This window comes from Amaricoccus sp. B4, assembly GCF_043226085.1.
Classification (GTDB): domain Bacteria; phylum Pseudomonadota; class Alphaproteobacteria; order Rhodobacterales; family Rhodobacteraceae; genus Amaricoccus.
Map to the genome: position 1 here is coordinate 2,113,172 of NZ_CP171225.1, position 14,928 is coordinate 2,128,099.

Genomic DNA, 14,928 nt, shown 5'->3' on the forward strand with positions numbered 1-14,928 from the left:
GTGCATTTCCTCCTCTGGGCGCGCGGCCCCTGTTGTCGTCTGTTTCTCTGGTCTGTCAGGTCGGATATCTCGGGCGGCGGCCGTCAGAACGGCCGCACGATCGCGGGGGCGAACACCACCAGCAGGATCACCGCCACGCTCACGCCGACATAGGGCGCGACGATGCGCGAAAGCCGCAGGATCGGGATGTTCGAGAGTGCTGCGGCGATATAGAGCCCTGTCCCCACCGGTGGCGTCAGCAGCCCGAGCACCAGCGTCATCGACATCACGACGCCGAGCTGGATCGGGTCGATGCCGTAATTCGCCGTCGCCACGGGCAGCAGGATCGGCGTGAGGATGATGAGCGCGGCGATCCCGTCGAGGAACATCCCCACCACCACCAGCATCGCCACGACAAGCAGCAGAAAGATCGTCGGATCGGACGTGAGCGAGGCAAGGAACGCTGCCACCGCCTGCGGCACCTGATTGAAGGTGAGCACCCAGCCGAAGACCTTCGCGGCCATGATCAGAAAGAGCACCACCGCCGTGTTGATGACTGTCCGGTTGACGATCGCGGGCAGCCGGTTGAGCGGCAGCTCGCGGAACACCACCGAGCCGAAGAAGAGCGCGACGACCAGCGCCACCGCGGCGCTTTCCGTCGGGGTGAAGATCCCCCAGGTGATGCCGCCCACGATCACCAGCGGGATCGCCATGGTCGCCAGCCCCGGCAGCGTCGCCTTGATCTTCGAGACGCCCGGTGCCGGAGCGGCCTTGGTGCCGTCGTGATGGGCGCGCGCCTGCAGGAGCGCGATGCCGAGAATGAGGGCGAAGAGGATCAGCCCCGGCACGATGCCCGCCATGAAGAGGTCCGCGATCGACTGCTGCGCGATGACGCCGTAGATGATGAAGACCATGGAGGGCGGGATGATCGGCCCGAGCAGGCCCGCGCTTGCGGTAAGCCCGGCAGCAAAGCCCCGGTCATAACCGTCGCGCTCCATTTCGGGTACCACCACCCGGCTCATCACCGCCATCTGCGCCGTGGCCGAGCCCATGATTGCGGCGAGCGCAAGGTTGGCGATCAGGTTCACGATCACGAGGTCATGCGGCAGCTTCGTGAGCCAGACCCGCACCGCGATGATGATCCGCCGGGTAAGTCCGCTCTCATTCATGATCTCGCCGAGCAGCACGAAGAGCGGGATCGCGAGCAGATCGAAATTCTCCACCGCACCGAAGAGGATCTGCGGCACCGCGTCGAGGATCTGGAGATTGCCCGAGGCAAGCACGAAGACGATCGTGGTGCCGAGCAGCACGAAGGCGATCGGCATGGCCGCGAGCATGAGGGAAACGAAGGATATCGCGGTCACAGCTCGGCCATCCTTTCATTCGCAAGCTCGACGTCCTGCCGCCCGGCAAGTGCCTCGGCGAGATCGGCCAGCACATGGACAAGCGCGGTCAGGCTGAAGATCGGCACGATCCAGAAGAACGGCGCCTTGGGCCAGCCGGTGGTGATGACCTGCTCGAAGGCCACGACCGGCGAAGTCACCCAGCGGACCGAGGCCCAGAGGAGCGTTGCGAGGATGCCCGCGACCAGCGCGAGCACCGCAATATCCACCACATGTCGCACCCCGACCCGCAGACGGTCGGTGAAGAGCGTGACCCCGATCTGGGCCTTGTCGTGGATCGAGATCGAGATGGCCACGAAGGCGAGCCAGACGAGCAGGATCGCCGCCAGTTCCTCGGCAAAGACGATCGGCCGGTCCGCGAGGTAGCGCATCGCCACATTGGCGACGATGAGCCCGACGAAGGCCGCGACGAGCGCCTGGCTCACCCGGCGCTCGATCCTGGCAAGCACGTCGGAAAGCGATCGCATCGCGTCACTCCCCCGCCGCTTCGGTGCGGAATTTCCCGATCACCGGATTGCCCTCGAAGCTTGCATCCACCGCGGCGTTTGCCTCCGCAAAGACCGTGCCGCCGTCCTCGAGCGTGACGATCTCGAGCTTGCCCTCGAGGGCCGCGAGATTGTCCCGCTCCGCCGCGACCTGCTCCTGCGAGCCCCAGGCCAGCGCCTCGGCCGCAACCTCTGTGAAGGCCGCGCGCTCCTCCTCCGAGAGCGTCATCCAGGTGACCTTGCTGACGGTCAGCACCGCCGGAAAGGACATGTGGTTGGTGATGGTGAGCCCGTGGGCAACCTCGTCGAACTTGAGCCCGACCAGCGCGTCGAGGTCGATGTCGATCCCGTCGAGCAGGCCGCTCTGCAGCGACTGGTAGACTTCCGTGAGATTGACCGGCGTCGGCACCGCGCCGACCGTCTCCCACCAGGTCTTCATCGCCGGGAAGGGCACAATGCGGATCTTCTTGCGCTGGAGATCCTCGGGCGAGGTGGCAGGCGCGTCCTTCATCAGGATGTGCCGCATGCCCGCGAAGGTGTAGCCGATCCCGACGAGCCCCGCCCGATCGAGCTCGGCGAGCATCTCCTGGGCGGCCTCGGTGTCGGCTGCGGCGATCGCGTCGGAAACGTCACCGAAGAGATAGGGCGTGAACCAGCCCTGCAGCGAGGGTGCCCGAAGGCTGGTGATGGCCGCCGTCATCAGCCCCGCGTCGAGCAACCCGCCCGACATCTGCTGGAACATCTCCTGTTCCGACCCGAGCTGCCCGGCGGGGAAGACCGCGAGGCTGAGCGCGCCACCCGAGGCCTCCGGCAGTTTTTCGGCCATGCGCTCGGCAACACGGGTCCAGACATGCGAGGGCGGCGTGATGAGCCCCATGCGAAGCTCGCGCGCCTCTGCGGCACCGCCCAGCGCCGCAGTGAAGAACGCCGCGGCGGCGAAGGCCGTCCCCAGCAGTGCGCGGCGGGTGGGGCATGTGATCGTCTTGGTCATGATGGGTCCTCCCATGGGAAGTCCGCGCGCTCTCAGGCGGCGTCGGACTGGCGCGCAGGATGCGCGGCGGCGAATTCCGGCAGGGCCTCGCAGGCATCGCGGATCGCCCGAAGCCGCGGATAGGGGCCGGTGTCGAGGCCGAAACGGTCGGCGGAAAACATCTGCGGAACGAGGCAGATATCGGCGAGGCCGGGACGGGCGCCAAAGGTGAAGGCGCCGCCGTGGCTTTCGGCCGCGGCGATCGCCTCGCAGGCCGCGAGCCCCTCGGCGATCCAGTGCCGGCACCAGAGGTCGCAGCCCTCCTGATCCTGCCCGCAGCTGGCCCGCAGGTAGTTCAGCACCCGGAGGTTCTGGAGCGGATGCACCTCGCAGGCGATGATCTGGGCAAAGCCCCGCACCCGCGCCCGCCCGAGCGCATCCCCGGGCAGCAGCGGCGGCTCCGGATGTGTCTCCTCGAGCCATTCGATGATCGCGAGCGACTGGAAGAGGACGCCCTCGCCGGTTTCGAGCGCCGGCACCAGACCCTGCGGGTTCAGCGCCAGATAGGCCTCGGAGCGGTGCTCCTTCGCCCGCAGATTCACCGGCACGAACTCTGGCTCGAGCCCCTTCAGCCCCAGCGCGATCCGGCAGCGGTAGGCCGAGGACGAGCGGAAGAAGCCGTGAAAACGCATCATTCCGCCGCCCCGATGGTGAGCTTCACCGGGTCGAGGCCGTCGATGCCGCCGGTGATCACGTCACCCGCCACCACGGCCCCCACGCCTGCGGGTGTGCCGGTCATGATGAAATCGCCCGGCGCGAGGTGGTAATAGCCCGAGAGATGGCTCACGATCTCCTCGACCTTCCAGATGAGATCCGAGAGATGCGCGTCCTGTTTTGTCGCGCCGTTCACCTCGAGATGGATCCGCTGCGGCCCGATCGCTGCGACCTCGTCGGCCTTCGTGATCGGCGCGAAGACGGCGGACTGCTCCACGTCCTTGCCGAGATCCCAGGGGCGCTGGGTCGCCCGCGCGGCGAGCTGAAGATCGCGCCGCGTCATGTCGAGACCGCAGGCAAAGCCGAAGATCGCCTCGCGGGCCTGCGCGAGATCGGCCCTGAAGACCGGCGCACCGATGGCGATGACGAGTTCCATCTCGTAGTGGAAGTTCTCGGTGCCCGGCGGATAGGGGATCGTCGTGTCGGTCGCCTGCGTCATCAGCGCCGACTTGGTGAAGTAGAACGGTGCCTCGCGATCAACCTCCACACCCATCTCGGCAGCATGAGCGGCATAGTTGCGGCCGACGCAGAAGATGCGGTGAACGGGGTATTGAGCGGTCTCGCCCTTCACAGGCACGGTCGGCCAGGCAGGCGAAGCGAAAAGGGTCGTCGTCATGGTCAGTCCTCAATGTCAGGGGATCGGGGCGGTGCACTCAGGCGCGCGGCCGCGACGTCGGGTTGTGGCGCGGCGGCGTCGCCCCGCCGAAATCCACCGGAAGATCGCGCGGCCGTGCGCCATGGGCGAGGTCCAGCGCGCCGAACCAGAGCAATGCGGCGTGTTCCGCCGGAGTCGCGGAAAGCGGGCGCATCCGCTTTGTGCTGTCGGGCGCTTCCTCGGCCCAAAGCGACCCCGGCAGATCACGCCAGGTCACGTCGAGATGGATCGCGGCATGATCGGCGAGATGGCGCAGCGCGCGCGGCGGCAGCACCCCGCCGAGCTCGATCTCTTCGAGCCGCGCCGCATCACTTGCATACATCGCAGCCACCTCGCCCGCCGCGGCGGCATCGAGCTGCCGGCAGAGCGCGCGGGCGTGATAGGCGACATCCGCCACAACATGCGCCCGCGTCCAGCCCGGCACGCCGGAGGGCGCGTAGAGCGCATCGTCCCCGACCCAGTTCAGCACGCGCGCGAAATAGGCAGTCCCGCGCCGCGCCAGTCCGAGCGCCTCGGCAGGGGCCTCGGGCGCGTCATAGCGCGCGCCCTTCCCCTGGCGCGCGCGGAGTGCGTCGCGGGCTTCGCTGAGCGTCACCATCACGCGCCTTCGACCAGGGTGCGGTCAAAATTCAGCCGCTCGATGATCGGTGCATCCGAGAACCGGAAGAGATCGAGCTGGGTCTCGGCCTGCAGCGACCACGGGATCCAGGACGGGATGACGAAGATGTCGCCCTTCTCGACCGCATGGGTCTCACCACCCATCACCACCGCACCCCGGCCCTCGAACACCTGGAAGACGGTCGAGCCCACCTCGCGCCGGGTCTCGGTCTCGACACCCTCGCGCAGCCGGTGGAACTCGGCCCGGATCGTCGGCATCACGTCGCCGCCGGTGGTCGGGTTGATGTAACGCACCGCCGCATGGCCCTGCGCCACGGTCGCCGGATGCCCCTCCTCCTCGAGCAGCAGCTGCTGGGTCAGCGCGGCATCCGTGTATTCCCAGCGATAAGCGCCGATCGGCGAGCTCACGGTGTTCTGAAGCCCCGAGAGCGGCCGGAGCCCCGGATGGCACCAGAGCCGCTCACCCCGCGAATAGCGCGGCGTGGCGTAATCCGTCACCCGGTCCGAGCCGAACTCGAAGAAGCCCACATCGTTCATGTAGGAGAACGGGATGTCGAGCCCGTCGATCCAGGCCATCGGCTGGTCAGTCTCGTTGTGGTGGCCATGGAAGTTCCAGCCCGGCGTGAGCAGGAAGTCGCCCCGGCTCATACGCACCGGATCGCCGTTCACCACCGTCCAGACACCCTCGCCCTCGACAACGAAGCGGAAGGCGTTCTGCGAATGGCGGTGCTCCGGTGCCGTCTCCTTCGGCCCGAGATACTGGATCGCGCACCAGAGCGTGGGGCTCACATAGGCCTCGCCGCCAAGACCGGGATTGGCAAGCCCGATCGCCCGGCGCTCGCCGCCGCGGCCCACCGGCACCAGATCGCCCGAGGTCTTCGCCAGCGGATAGAGATCCGCCCATTTCCAGAGATGCGCCACCGCCTTCGGCCGCGGATGGCGCGGCATCAGATCGCCGATCTGGGTCCAGAGCGGGTTGAGATGCTGCGCCGTGAAGCCATCGTAGAGCGCGCGGAGCGCCGGCGTGTCTTCGGGTTGCATCGCGTCGTCCATCGGGTCCTCCCTGATTCCCTTTTTAATTAGTATGCTTATTATAAGCATGCTTGTCAATTAACTCGGAATCCGGGAAGTGTGTTCTGGTGAAGACCTTTCCGATCAAAGGCTTGCGGCCGCGCGCAGGGTCTGCACACGGCCGCAAGCCGGTTTGAAGATGGTGTGGGCGCGCTCAGCCGAAGAGACGCACCAGCATCAGGGTCACAGAGGGGAAGGCGATCAGCAGGCCGATCCGGATGAAATCGCTCACGAGGAACGGCAACACCCCGCGGAAGCTCTCCGACATCGGCACGTCGCGGGCCAGCGCGTTGATGACGAAGACATTCATGCCCACCGGCGGCGTGATGAGCCCCACCTCCACCACGATCACGGCGAGGATCCCGAACCAGATCGCGGTCTCCTCCGGCGAAAGGCCGAAATCGAGCCCCGCAATGATCGGATAGAAGATCGGCACCGTCAGCAGCAGCATTGACATCGAATCCATCACGCAGCCGAGCGCGAGATAGAGCAGCAGCATGGCCATCAGCACCAGCATCGGCGAGAGCCCCGACGAGGTGATCGCCTCGGCCGCAAGCATCGGCGACCGGGTCTGGGCGAGGAAGGCGTTGAACATCTCCGCCCCCAACAGGATCAGGAAGATCATCGCCGAGGTCGTCGCCGTTCCGCGCAGGCACTCGAGCAGCCCCTTGAGCCGCATCCCGCCATGGAGCACCGCGAGCAGCCCCGCGCCCGCCGCCCCGACGGCCGCTGCCTCGGTCGGTGTGAACCAGCCACGATACATGCCGACGATGACGAGCGCGAAGATCGCGATGATCGACCAGGTCTCGCCCAGCGCCGCGAGCTTTTCGCCAAGACTCGCCCGCGGCCCCGCCGGCCCGTCCTCGGGATGGCGCCGCACAAAGACCGCCACCGCGAGGATATAGCCGAACGCCGCGAGCAGCCCGGGCACGATCGCCGCGACGAACATCTTGGCGATGCTCTGCTCGGCCATCAGCGCATAGAGCACCAGGATCACCGAAGGCGGGATCAGGATGCCGAGCGTGCCGCCGGCGGCAAGCGCCCCCGTCGAGAGCGCGCCCGAGTAGTTGTAGCGCCGCATCTCGGGCAGCGCGACCTGTCCCATCGTCGCCGCGGTCGCGAGCGAGGAGCCGCAGATCGCGCCGAAGGCGGCACAGCCCCCGATCGAGGCCATGGCGAGCCCGCCCCTCCGGTGTCCGAGAAACACCGCCGCCGTGCGGTAAAGCGCCCGGCTCATGCCCGCATGGGTCGCAAATTCGCCCATGAGCACGAAGAGCGGGATCACCGACAGGGAATAGGTGGAGAACTGATAGTAGGGCGCGGTCTTGAGATAGGCCAGAAGCGGCATCCAGCCGTTCGTGAGCCCATAGCCCGCAATACCGACACCCAGCATCGCCACACCGATGGGGATGCGGATCGCCATCAGCACCAGAAGCACGGCAAATCCGGCCAGCCCGGCAGCAATCCCGGTCATGCCCGCGCCCTCCGCAGATGCCCGACAAGCGTCGCGGCGCAGGTGAGCACCAGAAGCCCCATGGCCGGAACGATGACGACGAAACCCCACCAGACCGGCAGGCGCAGCACCATGGACTGCTCGCCGTAGTCCCGCAGCTCCATGCCGCCGAGCACCAGCCGCCAGCAGATCAGCGCCGCGATCAGCAGGTAGACGAGATCGCCCAGCGCCTCGAGCAGATGGTTGACCCGCGGCGAGGAGTGCGTGGTGAAGAAATCCACCAGCACGTTGCCGCCGCTGATCTGGCACCAGGGCAGGAAGCAGAAGATCGCGATGGCGCTGCCCATTTCCACGAGCTCGAAATCGCCCGGAATCGGCCAGCCGAGCGTCCCGCGCAGCGTCACGCTCGCCACGGTCGTCAGCATCATCGCAAGCAGCGTGACCCCGCCGATGCCTGCAAAGATCCGGCAGGCCAGCACCAGCGCGCGCGGCACCGGCACCTTTCCGGGCGTCTCGGGCCCGGAGGCCGTCTCGAAGGTCTCGCTCATGGTGTCCGTCCCTGCCGTCCGGCTACTGGCCCGCGTTGGCGAGCATTGCACGCGCGTCCGCAAGCATCGCGGCCCCGTCGAGCCCGGCCTTGTCCATCGAGGCGACCCAGTCGTTCACCACCCCGTCGGTCGCGGTCTTCCAGGGCCCGAGATCCGCCTCCGGGATGATTGTGATCTCTGCGCCGCCGTCGATCGCCGCCTGCCGCTCGCGGCTTTCGACCGCATCGAAGGCCGCCCCGGCCATCGCGGCAAGCGCCTCGCCCGAATTGGCATCGATCACCTGCCTGAGATCATCGGGCAGCCGGTCGTAGCTCGACTGGTTCATCACCAGCGCCATCACCGAGGTCGCGATGCCGCCGTTCTCCTGGCCGATCTCGGTATGCGTCTTGGCAAGCTCGTTGAGCCGCAGCGCCCCGGTCACCTCCCAGGGGATCACCGCGCCGTCGATCACGCCCGTCGTCATGGCCTGCGGCACTTCCGGCACCGGCATGCCGACTGCCGTGGCGCCCAGCGCGTTGAGCCCCTCGGTCATGGTCCGCGAAGGCGCCCGGATCTTGAGCCCGGCGAGATCCGCCATCGAGGCAACCGTCTCGTCCCTCATGTGAAACTTGTAGGCGGCGGGCGCATGGATCAGCAGTGGATGCACGCCCCGGAGCTCGTCGCCCATGTATTTTGCCTGGAACTCCTGCAGGGCCGCCGTGGTCTCTGCCGCGGTGCCCGCCATGAACGGAAGCTCGAAGACCTCGGAGATCGGGAACCGCCCGGGCGTATAGCCGAGTAGCGTCCAGCTGATGTCGACGATGCCGTCGCGCGCCTGGTCGAAGAGCTGCGGCGGCTTGCCGCCAAGCTGCATCGCCGGATAGATCTCCACGTCGATCCGCCCACCCGACTGTTCCTCGATGGCCGCGGCCCAAGGTTCGAGCACATCCGTCTGGATCGGCGCCACCGCCGGCAGGAAATGGTGCACCTTGAGCACGACGTCGGCCGCCTGCGCGGTCCCGGCCATGGCGAGGGCGGCGATGATGGCGATTGCGCTGGTTTTCATCTTTTTTCTCCCTGTGAGTCTGGTCTTGTCGTTGTGGCTCCGTCGACCATATGCGCGGCCTCGCCGGTCTGGCGCGCCGGATCGAGCAGGTCCGCCCAATCCCGCCCCGGCATGAGGCGGCCGAGTGCGCCGGCCAGCGTTTCGCCCGGATCTTCGGCCAGGGCCGCCAGCGCCTGCCGCACGATCCCGAGCGCCGTATCGCGCGGCATCTCGCGGGCGAGCAGGAACCCTGCCGCCTCCGCCAGCATCGCCCCGCGATCGGCCGCAAGGCGCGCCGCGATCCGCTCGGGTCGCGCCGCGAGGCTTGCCGCGAGATTGCCGCCGATGCGAAGCGCGGCGCCGGTGCGCTCGAGCATCTGCGGCAGGATCTGCCACTCGATGCCGAGCGCGCTGCCGTCGCGCTCCTGGGCATGGACCATCGCCTGATGCAGCGTGCCGAGATCCCCGGCATTGAGGCGCGCGAGCGTCACCAGCGCCTCCGCCGCCACCGGGTTCGACTTCTGCGGCATGGTCGAGGACCCGCCGCCGGTGCCCGCCGCAACCTCGCCGACCTCCGACTGGCCGAGCAACACCAGATCGAGCCCGATCTTGCCGAGCGAGCCCGTCACCAGCGCGAGCCAGCCGCCAAGCTCTGCAATGGCGTCCCGCGCTGCGTGCCACGGCAGATCCGGCGCTCCGAGCCCCAGCGCCCCGGCAACGCCCCGCCGCACCTTCGCGCCCTGCGGCCAGAGCGCCGCGCCCGTCCCGGCCGCGCCGTGAAGCGAGACGTTGAGGAGCCGCGGCCGAAGCTCCCCGAGCCGGTCGAGATGCCGGGCCAGCGGCGCCCGCCAGACGGCGATCTTCGCCCCGAACGTCGTCGGCGCCGCGATCTGGAAGCGTGTGCGCGCCGGAATCACAAGCGCCTTGGTGTCCGCAGCCACCGCGCCAAGCCGTGCCGCAAGCGCTTCAAGCCGCGTCTCGAGCACAGCGAGCGCGCGCCCGAGCTGGAGCACGAGCGCGGTATCCTCGATGTCCTGCGAGGTCGCGCCGTAATGCACGAACCCTTCATCCCCCCCGGCGGCCGCCTTGAGCGCGGCAACGAGCGCCTGTGCGGCAATGCCGGTGCCAGCTGCCGCCGCGGCGATCGCTGCCGGATCGGGCCGGAGCCCGCGGGCGACAGCTGCGACGCGCGCCGCCGCCGGGCCCGGAATGATCCCGAGCCCGGCCTCGACCTCCGCCAGAACGGCTTCCGTCTCGAGCATCGCGGCGAGCCTGGCCCCGGGGCCCATGATCGCCGCAATCTCCGGGTCGCCGAACATGCCCTCGGTGAGTGTCATCGCATCCGCCTCATGCCGCACGAAGCCCGAGGATGGCGCGCGCCTCCGCAGGCGTCGCGACGGGGCGGTCATACTTGCCGCAAAGCTCCACCGCGCGGGCAACGAGTGCCGCGTTCGAGGGCGCGAGCCGGTCGCGGTCGAGCCGCACGTTGTCCTCGAGCCCGGTCCGGGCATGCCCGCCGGCCGCGATCGCCCACTCGTTGATGACGATCTGGTTCGGCCCGATCCCCGCCGCGCACCACGGCGCGTCGGCGCCGAAGAGGCGCTGCACGGTATGGATGTAGAAATCGAAGACTTCCCGGTCCACCGGCATCGCGTTCTTCACCCCCATGACGAACTGCACGTAGGGCGTGCCCTCGAGGCGGCCATCCTCCTGCATCTTCGCGGCCTGGAAGATGTGGGAAAGATCGAAGGCCTCGATCTCCGGCTTCACGCCATAGGTCTTCATCTCGGCGGCGAGCCAGTCCACCAGATCCGGCGGATTCTCGTAGACCCGTGTGGGGAAGTTGTTCGAACCGACCGAGAGCGAGGCCATGTCGGGCCGGAGCGGCAGCATGCCGCCCCGCGCCTTGCCCGCGCCCGACCGCCCGCCGGTCGAGAGCTGGATGATCATGCCCGGACAGTGCGCCTCAATGCCTTCCTTGAGCCGCGCGAAGCGCTCGGGATCGCTGGTGGGCTTCCCCGCGTCGTCACGCACATGGCAATGCGCGATGCTCGCACCCGCCTCGAAGGCCTCATGGGTCGATTCGATCTGCTCGGCCACGGTCACGGGCAGCGCCGGGTTGTTCTCCTTGGTCGGCACGCTGCCGGTGATCGCGACGCAGATGATGCAAGCTTGTGTCATGTCCGGCTCTCAGATGTCGAAGAAGACGGTTTCGTCCTCCCCCTGCAAACGGATGTCGAAACGATAGACCGGGATCCCGTCGCGCAGGCTCCGGCGCGCGATCAGGGTTGCCCGGCGGCGCTCCCACTCGATCAGGTTGATGACCGGATCCTTGGCATTGTCCTCCGCCTCGTCCTCGAAATACATCCGGGTGTTGAGGCCGATGTTGATGCCACGCGCGACGATCCAGAAGTTGAGATGCGGCGCCATCGGCGCGTGTGCCTCGTCCGCCCGGCCCATCCAGTCGGGGTGGCTCTCCCGCACCGCCTGCCGCACGCCGGAGGTCATCTTCGCCCGCGGCACCACCGGACCCGGTTTCACCGTGTCGAACCCCCATTCGCCGGTCTCGAAATCGGTGATGACGCGCCCCCAGCCGCGGAAGCCCTCCTCGACATCGCCGCCGCCCTCTGGATGGGCGTAGATGCCCTCGGCATTGGCCTGCCAGACCTCGAGCAGCACATCCTTGACCGGCGAGCCGGTGCCGTCGATCACCAGCCCCTCCACCCGGATCCGCTCGCCCTTCGCGTTCGGCCCGGCGATGTCGTGGCCGAGCTCCTGGCGGTAGATGTCGAAGCCCGCCGCCCCCGGCGCGAGCCCGATATGCACGTAGGGGCCCGCCGTCTGCGATGCGGTCTCGCGCAGGTAGTTCAGTGTCTGCGGCATGTCAGTTCCCCTCCAGACGGTTCTCGAAGAGCGTCGAGCGCCGCCCCCTCAGCACGATATCGAACCTGTAGGCCACGCTGTCGAGCGGCACCGTCGCGTTGAGATCGAGCTTTGCAATGAGCTGCTCGATCGCCGCCGGATCCGGGATCGTCTGCACGATCGGGCAATGCGGGATCAGCGGATCGCCCTCGAAATAGAGCTGGGTGATGAGCCGCTGGCTGAACGCGCGCCCGAAGACCGAGACATGGATATGCGCCGGCCGCCAGCTGTTGACCCAGTTCCGCCAGGGATAGGCACCGGGTTTCACCGTGCGGAAATAGTAATAGCCGTGCTCGTCGGTGATCGTCCTGCCGCAGCCACCGAAATTCGGGTCGATCGGCGCCAGATAGGTGTCCTTCTTGTGCCGGTAGCGCCCGCCGGCATTGGCCTGCCAGACCTCCACCAGCGTCCCGGGCACCGGGCGGCCATCCTCATCAAGGACACGGCCATGGACGATGATCCGCTCGCCGATCGGATCGCCCGCGGTGGCGTAATTCTTGATGAGATCGTTGTCGATCGGGTCGATGTCATTGTGCCCGAAGACCGGCCCGGTAACCTCCGAAACCGACTGCTGCAGCGAGATCAGCGAATAGCGCGGCGAGCGGGCGACGGACGTCTTGTAGTCCGGGGTGAGGGCGGGCGGATGCAACCGGCGGTCACGCTGGTAATACTCGGCTGGTTTCATCGGGCGGCCTCCTCTTCCGCGTCCATCTCGGCATAGGTCTGCCTGGCGAGCTTGAGCGCGTGGTTCGCGCGCGGCACGCCGCAGTAGATCGCGACATGCTGGAATGCCTCGAGCACGTCCGTCCGGCTCGCGCCGGTTCGGGCGGTGGCCCGGACGTGCATCGGAATCTCCTCGAAATTCCCGGTCGCCGCCAGCAGCGCGAGCGTGAGCATCGAGCGCTCGCGGCGCGAGATCCCGTCACTCGCCCAGACCGTGCCCCAGGCGGATGTGGTGATGAGATCCTGGAACGGCTGGTCGAACCCGGTCTTGGCCGCCTCGGCCCGGTCGACATGCGCGTCGCCCAGCACCTCGCGGCGCACCCTCATGCCGGTGTCATACCGGTCGGACATGTCCCACCTCCTTCAGAAAATCCGTCAGCAGCCGTGCATGGGCCTCCGGCACTTCCACACAGGGAAGATGCCCCGCGCCCGGGATCTCGTCATAGCCCGCGCCGGGGATCAGGGCTGCGGTGGCGCGCACGACCTCGGGCGGGGTCGAGCCGTCGGCACTTCCGGCGATGAGCCGGACCGGCAACGCGAGCTGCGCTGCCGCCGCGCTGAGATCGGTCGCCGCGATCGCCTCACAGCAGGCGATGTAGCCCGCGAGCGGCTGGCGCTCGAGCATGCGCTGCCAGAGCCCCGCGCCGCCCTGCGCCCGGAAGCCGGGCGAGAACCAGCGCTCCATCGTTGCAGCACCGATGCTCTCGAGCCCGCCGGCACGAAGCGCCGCGATCCGGTCCAGCCACATCTCCGCGCTGCCGATCCTTGCCGCGCTGTTCGAGACAACGAGCCCGCGCAGCAGATCGCCGTGGCGCGCCGCGAGCGAGAGCCCGATCTGTCCGCCGACGGACAGGCCCACGAAAACCACGTCGCGCAGGCCGAGATGCCGGATCAGCCCCGCCGCATCATCGGCGAGTGTCTCGATCGAGATCGGCCCCGCCTCGGAAAGCCCGTGCCCCCGCTTGTCGTAGCGCACCAGCCGCAGCCCCTCGGGCAGATGCGGCAGCAGAGCGTCCCAGAGCCGGAGATCCGTGCCGAGCGAATTGGCGAACACCACGGCCCGGCCGTCCTGCGGCCCCTCGTCGGCATAGTGCAGCCCGACGCCATTGATCCGCGCAACCCGCATCAGTAGGGCAGCCCGACATAGTTTTCGGCAAAGGCCTTCTGCTGCGCGGCATTGTCGCGCAGGAAGGCGATATCCGCCTGCTGCATCTTCAGATCGAACTCGCTCTGATCGGGATACTGGTGCAGCAGCGAACTGAACCACCAGCTGAAACGCTCGGCCTTCCAGATCCGTGCCAGAGCCTTTTCCGAATAGCGATCGAGCCCCTCGTGCTCGCTCGCCTCATAGAAGGCGCGGAGCCCGGTGTGGAGGTAATGCACGTCGCTCGCCGCGGTGTTGAGGCCCTTGGCGCCGGTCGGCGGCACGATATGCGCGGCATCACCGCAGAGAAAGAGCCGCCCCCAGCGCATCGGTTCGGTCACGAAGGAGCGCAGCGGCGCGATGGATTTCTCGATCGAGGGGCCGGTGACGAGCTTTTCGGCGATCTCCTCAGGCACCCGCCGCTTCAGCTCCTGCCAGAAGGCCGTATCGCTCCAGTCCTCCGGACTGTCCGACAGCGCGCACTGGATGTAGTAGCGCGACAGCTTCTCGTTTCGCATCGAGCAAAGCGCGAAGCCGCGCGCGGAATTGGCGTAGATCAGTTCGTCATGGACCGGCGGCGTCTCGGAGAGGATGCCGAGCCAGCCGAAGGGATAGATCTTCTCGTATTCCCGCCGCACGCCCAGCGGGATCGCCTGCCGGCTGACGCCGTGGAACCCGTCGCACCCGGCGATGAAATCGCAAGCGATCTTATGCTCCCGGCCACCCTGCACATAGGTCACATGGGGCGCGTCGCCATCGGCACCGTGGATCTCCACATGATCCACCTCGAATTCCGTCCGCGCGCCCACCTTCTCGCGCGCATCGTAGAGATCGCGCGTCACCTCGGTCTGCCCGTAGACGACGACGGGCGTGCCGGTCAGGCCTTCGAAATCGATATGGAACATGCCGCCGTCGAAGGCGATCTGGGTGCCCGCGTGCCGGAAGCCCTCGCGATGGAGCCGCCCGGCGACTCCCGCCTCCTCGAGCAGGCCGACGAAGCCAGCCTCGAGAACGCCCGCCCGGATGCGGCCGAGCACATAGTCCCGCGTGCGGCGCTCCAGCAGCACGGTCTCGATCCCGTGGGCATGAAGCAGCTGGCCGAGCAGCAGGCCCGATGGCCCGCCGCCAATGATCACGACTTGGGTGCGCATTTTTCTTG

Annotated in this window: 17 protein-coding genes; all 17 read right to left on the reverse strand. The window is 67.8% G+C overall.

Annotated elements, in window-relative coordinates; genetic code table 11:
* Positions 1-83 precede the first annotated feature (83 nt).
* Positions 84-1,343, reverse strand: a complete 1,260-nt coding sequence (locus tag ACF66B_RS10190) for a TRAP transporter large permease (protein ID WP_111431061.1) — start codon at positions 1,341-1,343, stop codon at positions 84-86.
* Entirely contained in the window at positions 1,340-1,849 is a 510-nt protein-coding gene (locus ACF66B_RS10195; protein ID WP_111431062.1) for a TRAP transporter small permease, read from the reverse strand. The genes ACF66B_RS10190 and ACF66B_RS10195 overlap by 4 nt, the downstream gene beginning before the upstream one ends.
* A gap of 4 nt (positions 1,850-1,853) precedes the next feature.
* A complete protein-coding gene (locus ACF66B_RS10200) occupies positions 1,854-2,858 on the reverse strand; it encodes a TRAP transporter substrate-binding protein (protein ID WP_111431063.1) in 1,005 nt (334 codons plus the stop codon).
* A gap of 32 nt (positions 2,859-2,890) precedes the next feature.
* Positions 2,891-3,532 carry a maleylacetoacetate isomerase gene (maiA, locus tag ACF66B_RS10205; protein WP_111431064.1) on the reverse strand — a complete coding sequence of 214 codons (642 nt, stop codon included), beginning with the start codon at positions 3,530-3,532 and terminating at the stop codon, positions 2,891-2,893.
* Complete coding sequence (locus tag ACF66B_RS10210; protein WP_111431065.1) at positions 3,529-4,227, reverse strand: fumarylacetoacetate hydrolase family protein; 699 nt, start codon at positions 4,225-4,227, stop codon at positions 3,529-3,531. Before ACF66B_RS10210 ends, maiA begins: the two co-directional genes overlap by 4 nt.
* Before the next feature lie 37 nt (positions 4,228-4,264).
* Positions 4,265-4,864 carry a maleylpyruvate isomerase N-terminal domain-containing protein gene (locus ACF66B_RS10215; RefSeq protein ID WP_111431066.1) on the reverse strand — a complete coding sequence of 200 codons (600 nt, stop codon included), beginning with the start codon at positions 4,862-4,864 and terminating at the stop codon, positions 4,265-4,267.
* Positions 4,864-5,937, reverse strand: a complete 1,074-nt coding sequence (locus ACF66B_RS10220) for a cupin domain-containing protein (RefSeq protein ID WP_392662509.1) — start codon at positions 5,935-5,937, stop codon at positions 4,864-4,866. The genes ACF66B_RS10215 and ACF66B_RS10220 overlap by 1 nt, the downstream gene beginning before the upstream one ends.
* Positions 5,938-6,109: 172 nt before the next feature.
* Positions 6,110-7,429, reverse strand: a complete 1,320-nt coding sequence (locus tag ACF66B_RS10225; RefSeq protein ID WP_111431067.1) for a TRAP transporter large permease — start codon at positions 7,427-7,429, stop codon at positions 6,110-6,112.
* The gene (locus tag ACF66B_RS10230; RefSeq protein ID WP_111431068.1) at positions 7,426-7,956 is read right to left on the reverse strand and encodes a TRAP transporter small permease; all 531 of its coding nucleotides are present in this window, start codon (positions 7,954-7,956) and stop codon (positions 7,426-7,428) included. Before ACF66B_RS10230 ends, ACF66B_RS10225 begins: the two co-directional genes overlap by 4 nt.
* 22 nt (positions 7,957-7,978) lie before the next feature.
* Positions 7,979-9,001: a TRAP transporter substrate-binding protein gene (locus ACF66B_RS10235; RefSeq protein WP_111431069.1), complete on the reverse strand. Its 1,023-nt coding sequence runs from the start codon at positions 8,999-9,001 to the stop codon at positions 7,979-7,981.
* A complete protein-coding gene (locus ACF66B_RS10240; RefSeq protein ID WP_111431092.1) occupies positions 8,998-10,317 on the reverse strand; it encodes a lyase family protein in 1,320 nt (439 codons plus the stop codon). The genes ACF66B_RS10235 and ACF66B_RS10240 overlap by 4 nt, the downstream gene beginning before the upstream one ends.
* 10 nt (positions 10,318-10,327) lie before the next feature.
* Positions 10,328-11,161, reverse strand: coding sequence for a 3-keto-5-aminohexanoate cleavage protein (locus ACF66B_RS10245; protein ID WP_111431070.1), 834 nt, complete (start codon positions 11,159-11,161; stop codon positions 10,328-10,330).
* Positions 11,162-11,170: 9 nt separating this feature from the next.
* The gene (locus ACF66B_RS10250) at positions 11,171-11,863 is read right to left on the reverse strand and encodes a protocatechuate 3,4-dioxygenase subunit alpha (RefSeq protein ID WP_111431071.1); all 693 of its coding nucleotides are present in this window, start codon (positions 11,861-11,863) and stop codon (positions 11,171-11,173) included.
* 1 nt (position 11,864) lies between these two features.
* The gene (gene pcaH, locus ACF66B_RS10255; RefSeq protein WP_111431072.1) at positions 11,865-12,587 is read right to left on the reverse strand and encodes a protocatechuate 3,4-dioxygenase subunit beta; all 723 of its coding nucleotides are present in this window, start codon (positions 12,585-12,587) and stop codon (positions 11,865-11,867) included.
* Positions 12,584-12,976, reverse strand: a complete 393-nt coding sequence (gene pcaC / locus ACF66B_RS10260) for a 4-carboxymuconolactone decarboxylase (RefSeq protein ID WP_111431073.1) — start codon at positions 12,974-12,976, stop codon at positions 12,584-12,586. The genes pcaH and pcaC overlap by 4 nt, the downstream gene beginning before the upstream one ends.
* Entirely contained in the window at positions 12,960-13,751 is a 792-nt protein-coding gene (gene pcaD / locus ACF66B_RS10265) for a 3-oxoadipate enol-lactonase (protein ID WP_111431074.1), read from the reverse strand. Before pcaD ends, pcaC begins: the two co-directional genes overlap by 17 nt.
* A complete protein-coding gene (gene pobA, locus ACF66B_RS10270; protein WP_111431075.1) occupies positions 13,751-14,920 on the reverse strand; it encodes a 4-hydroxybenzoate 3-monooxygenase in 1,170 nt (389 codons plus the stop codon). Before pobA ends, pcaD begins: the two co-directional genes overlap by 1 nt.
* Between the last annotated feature and the right edge of the window lie 8 nt (positions 14,921-14,928).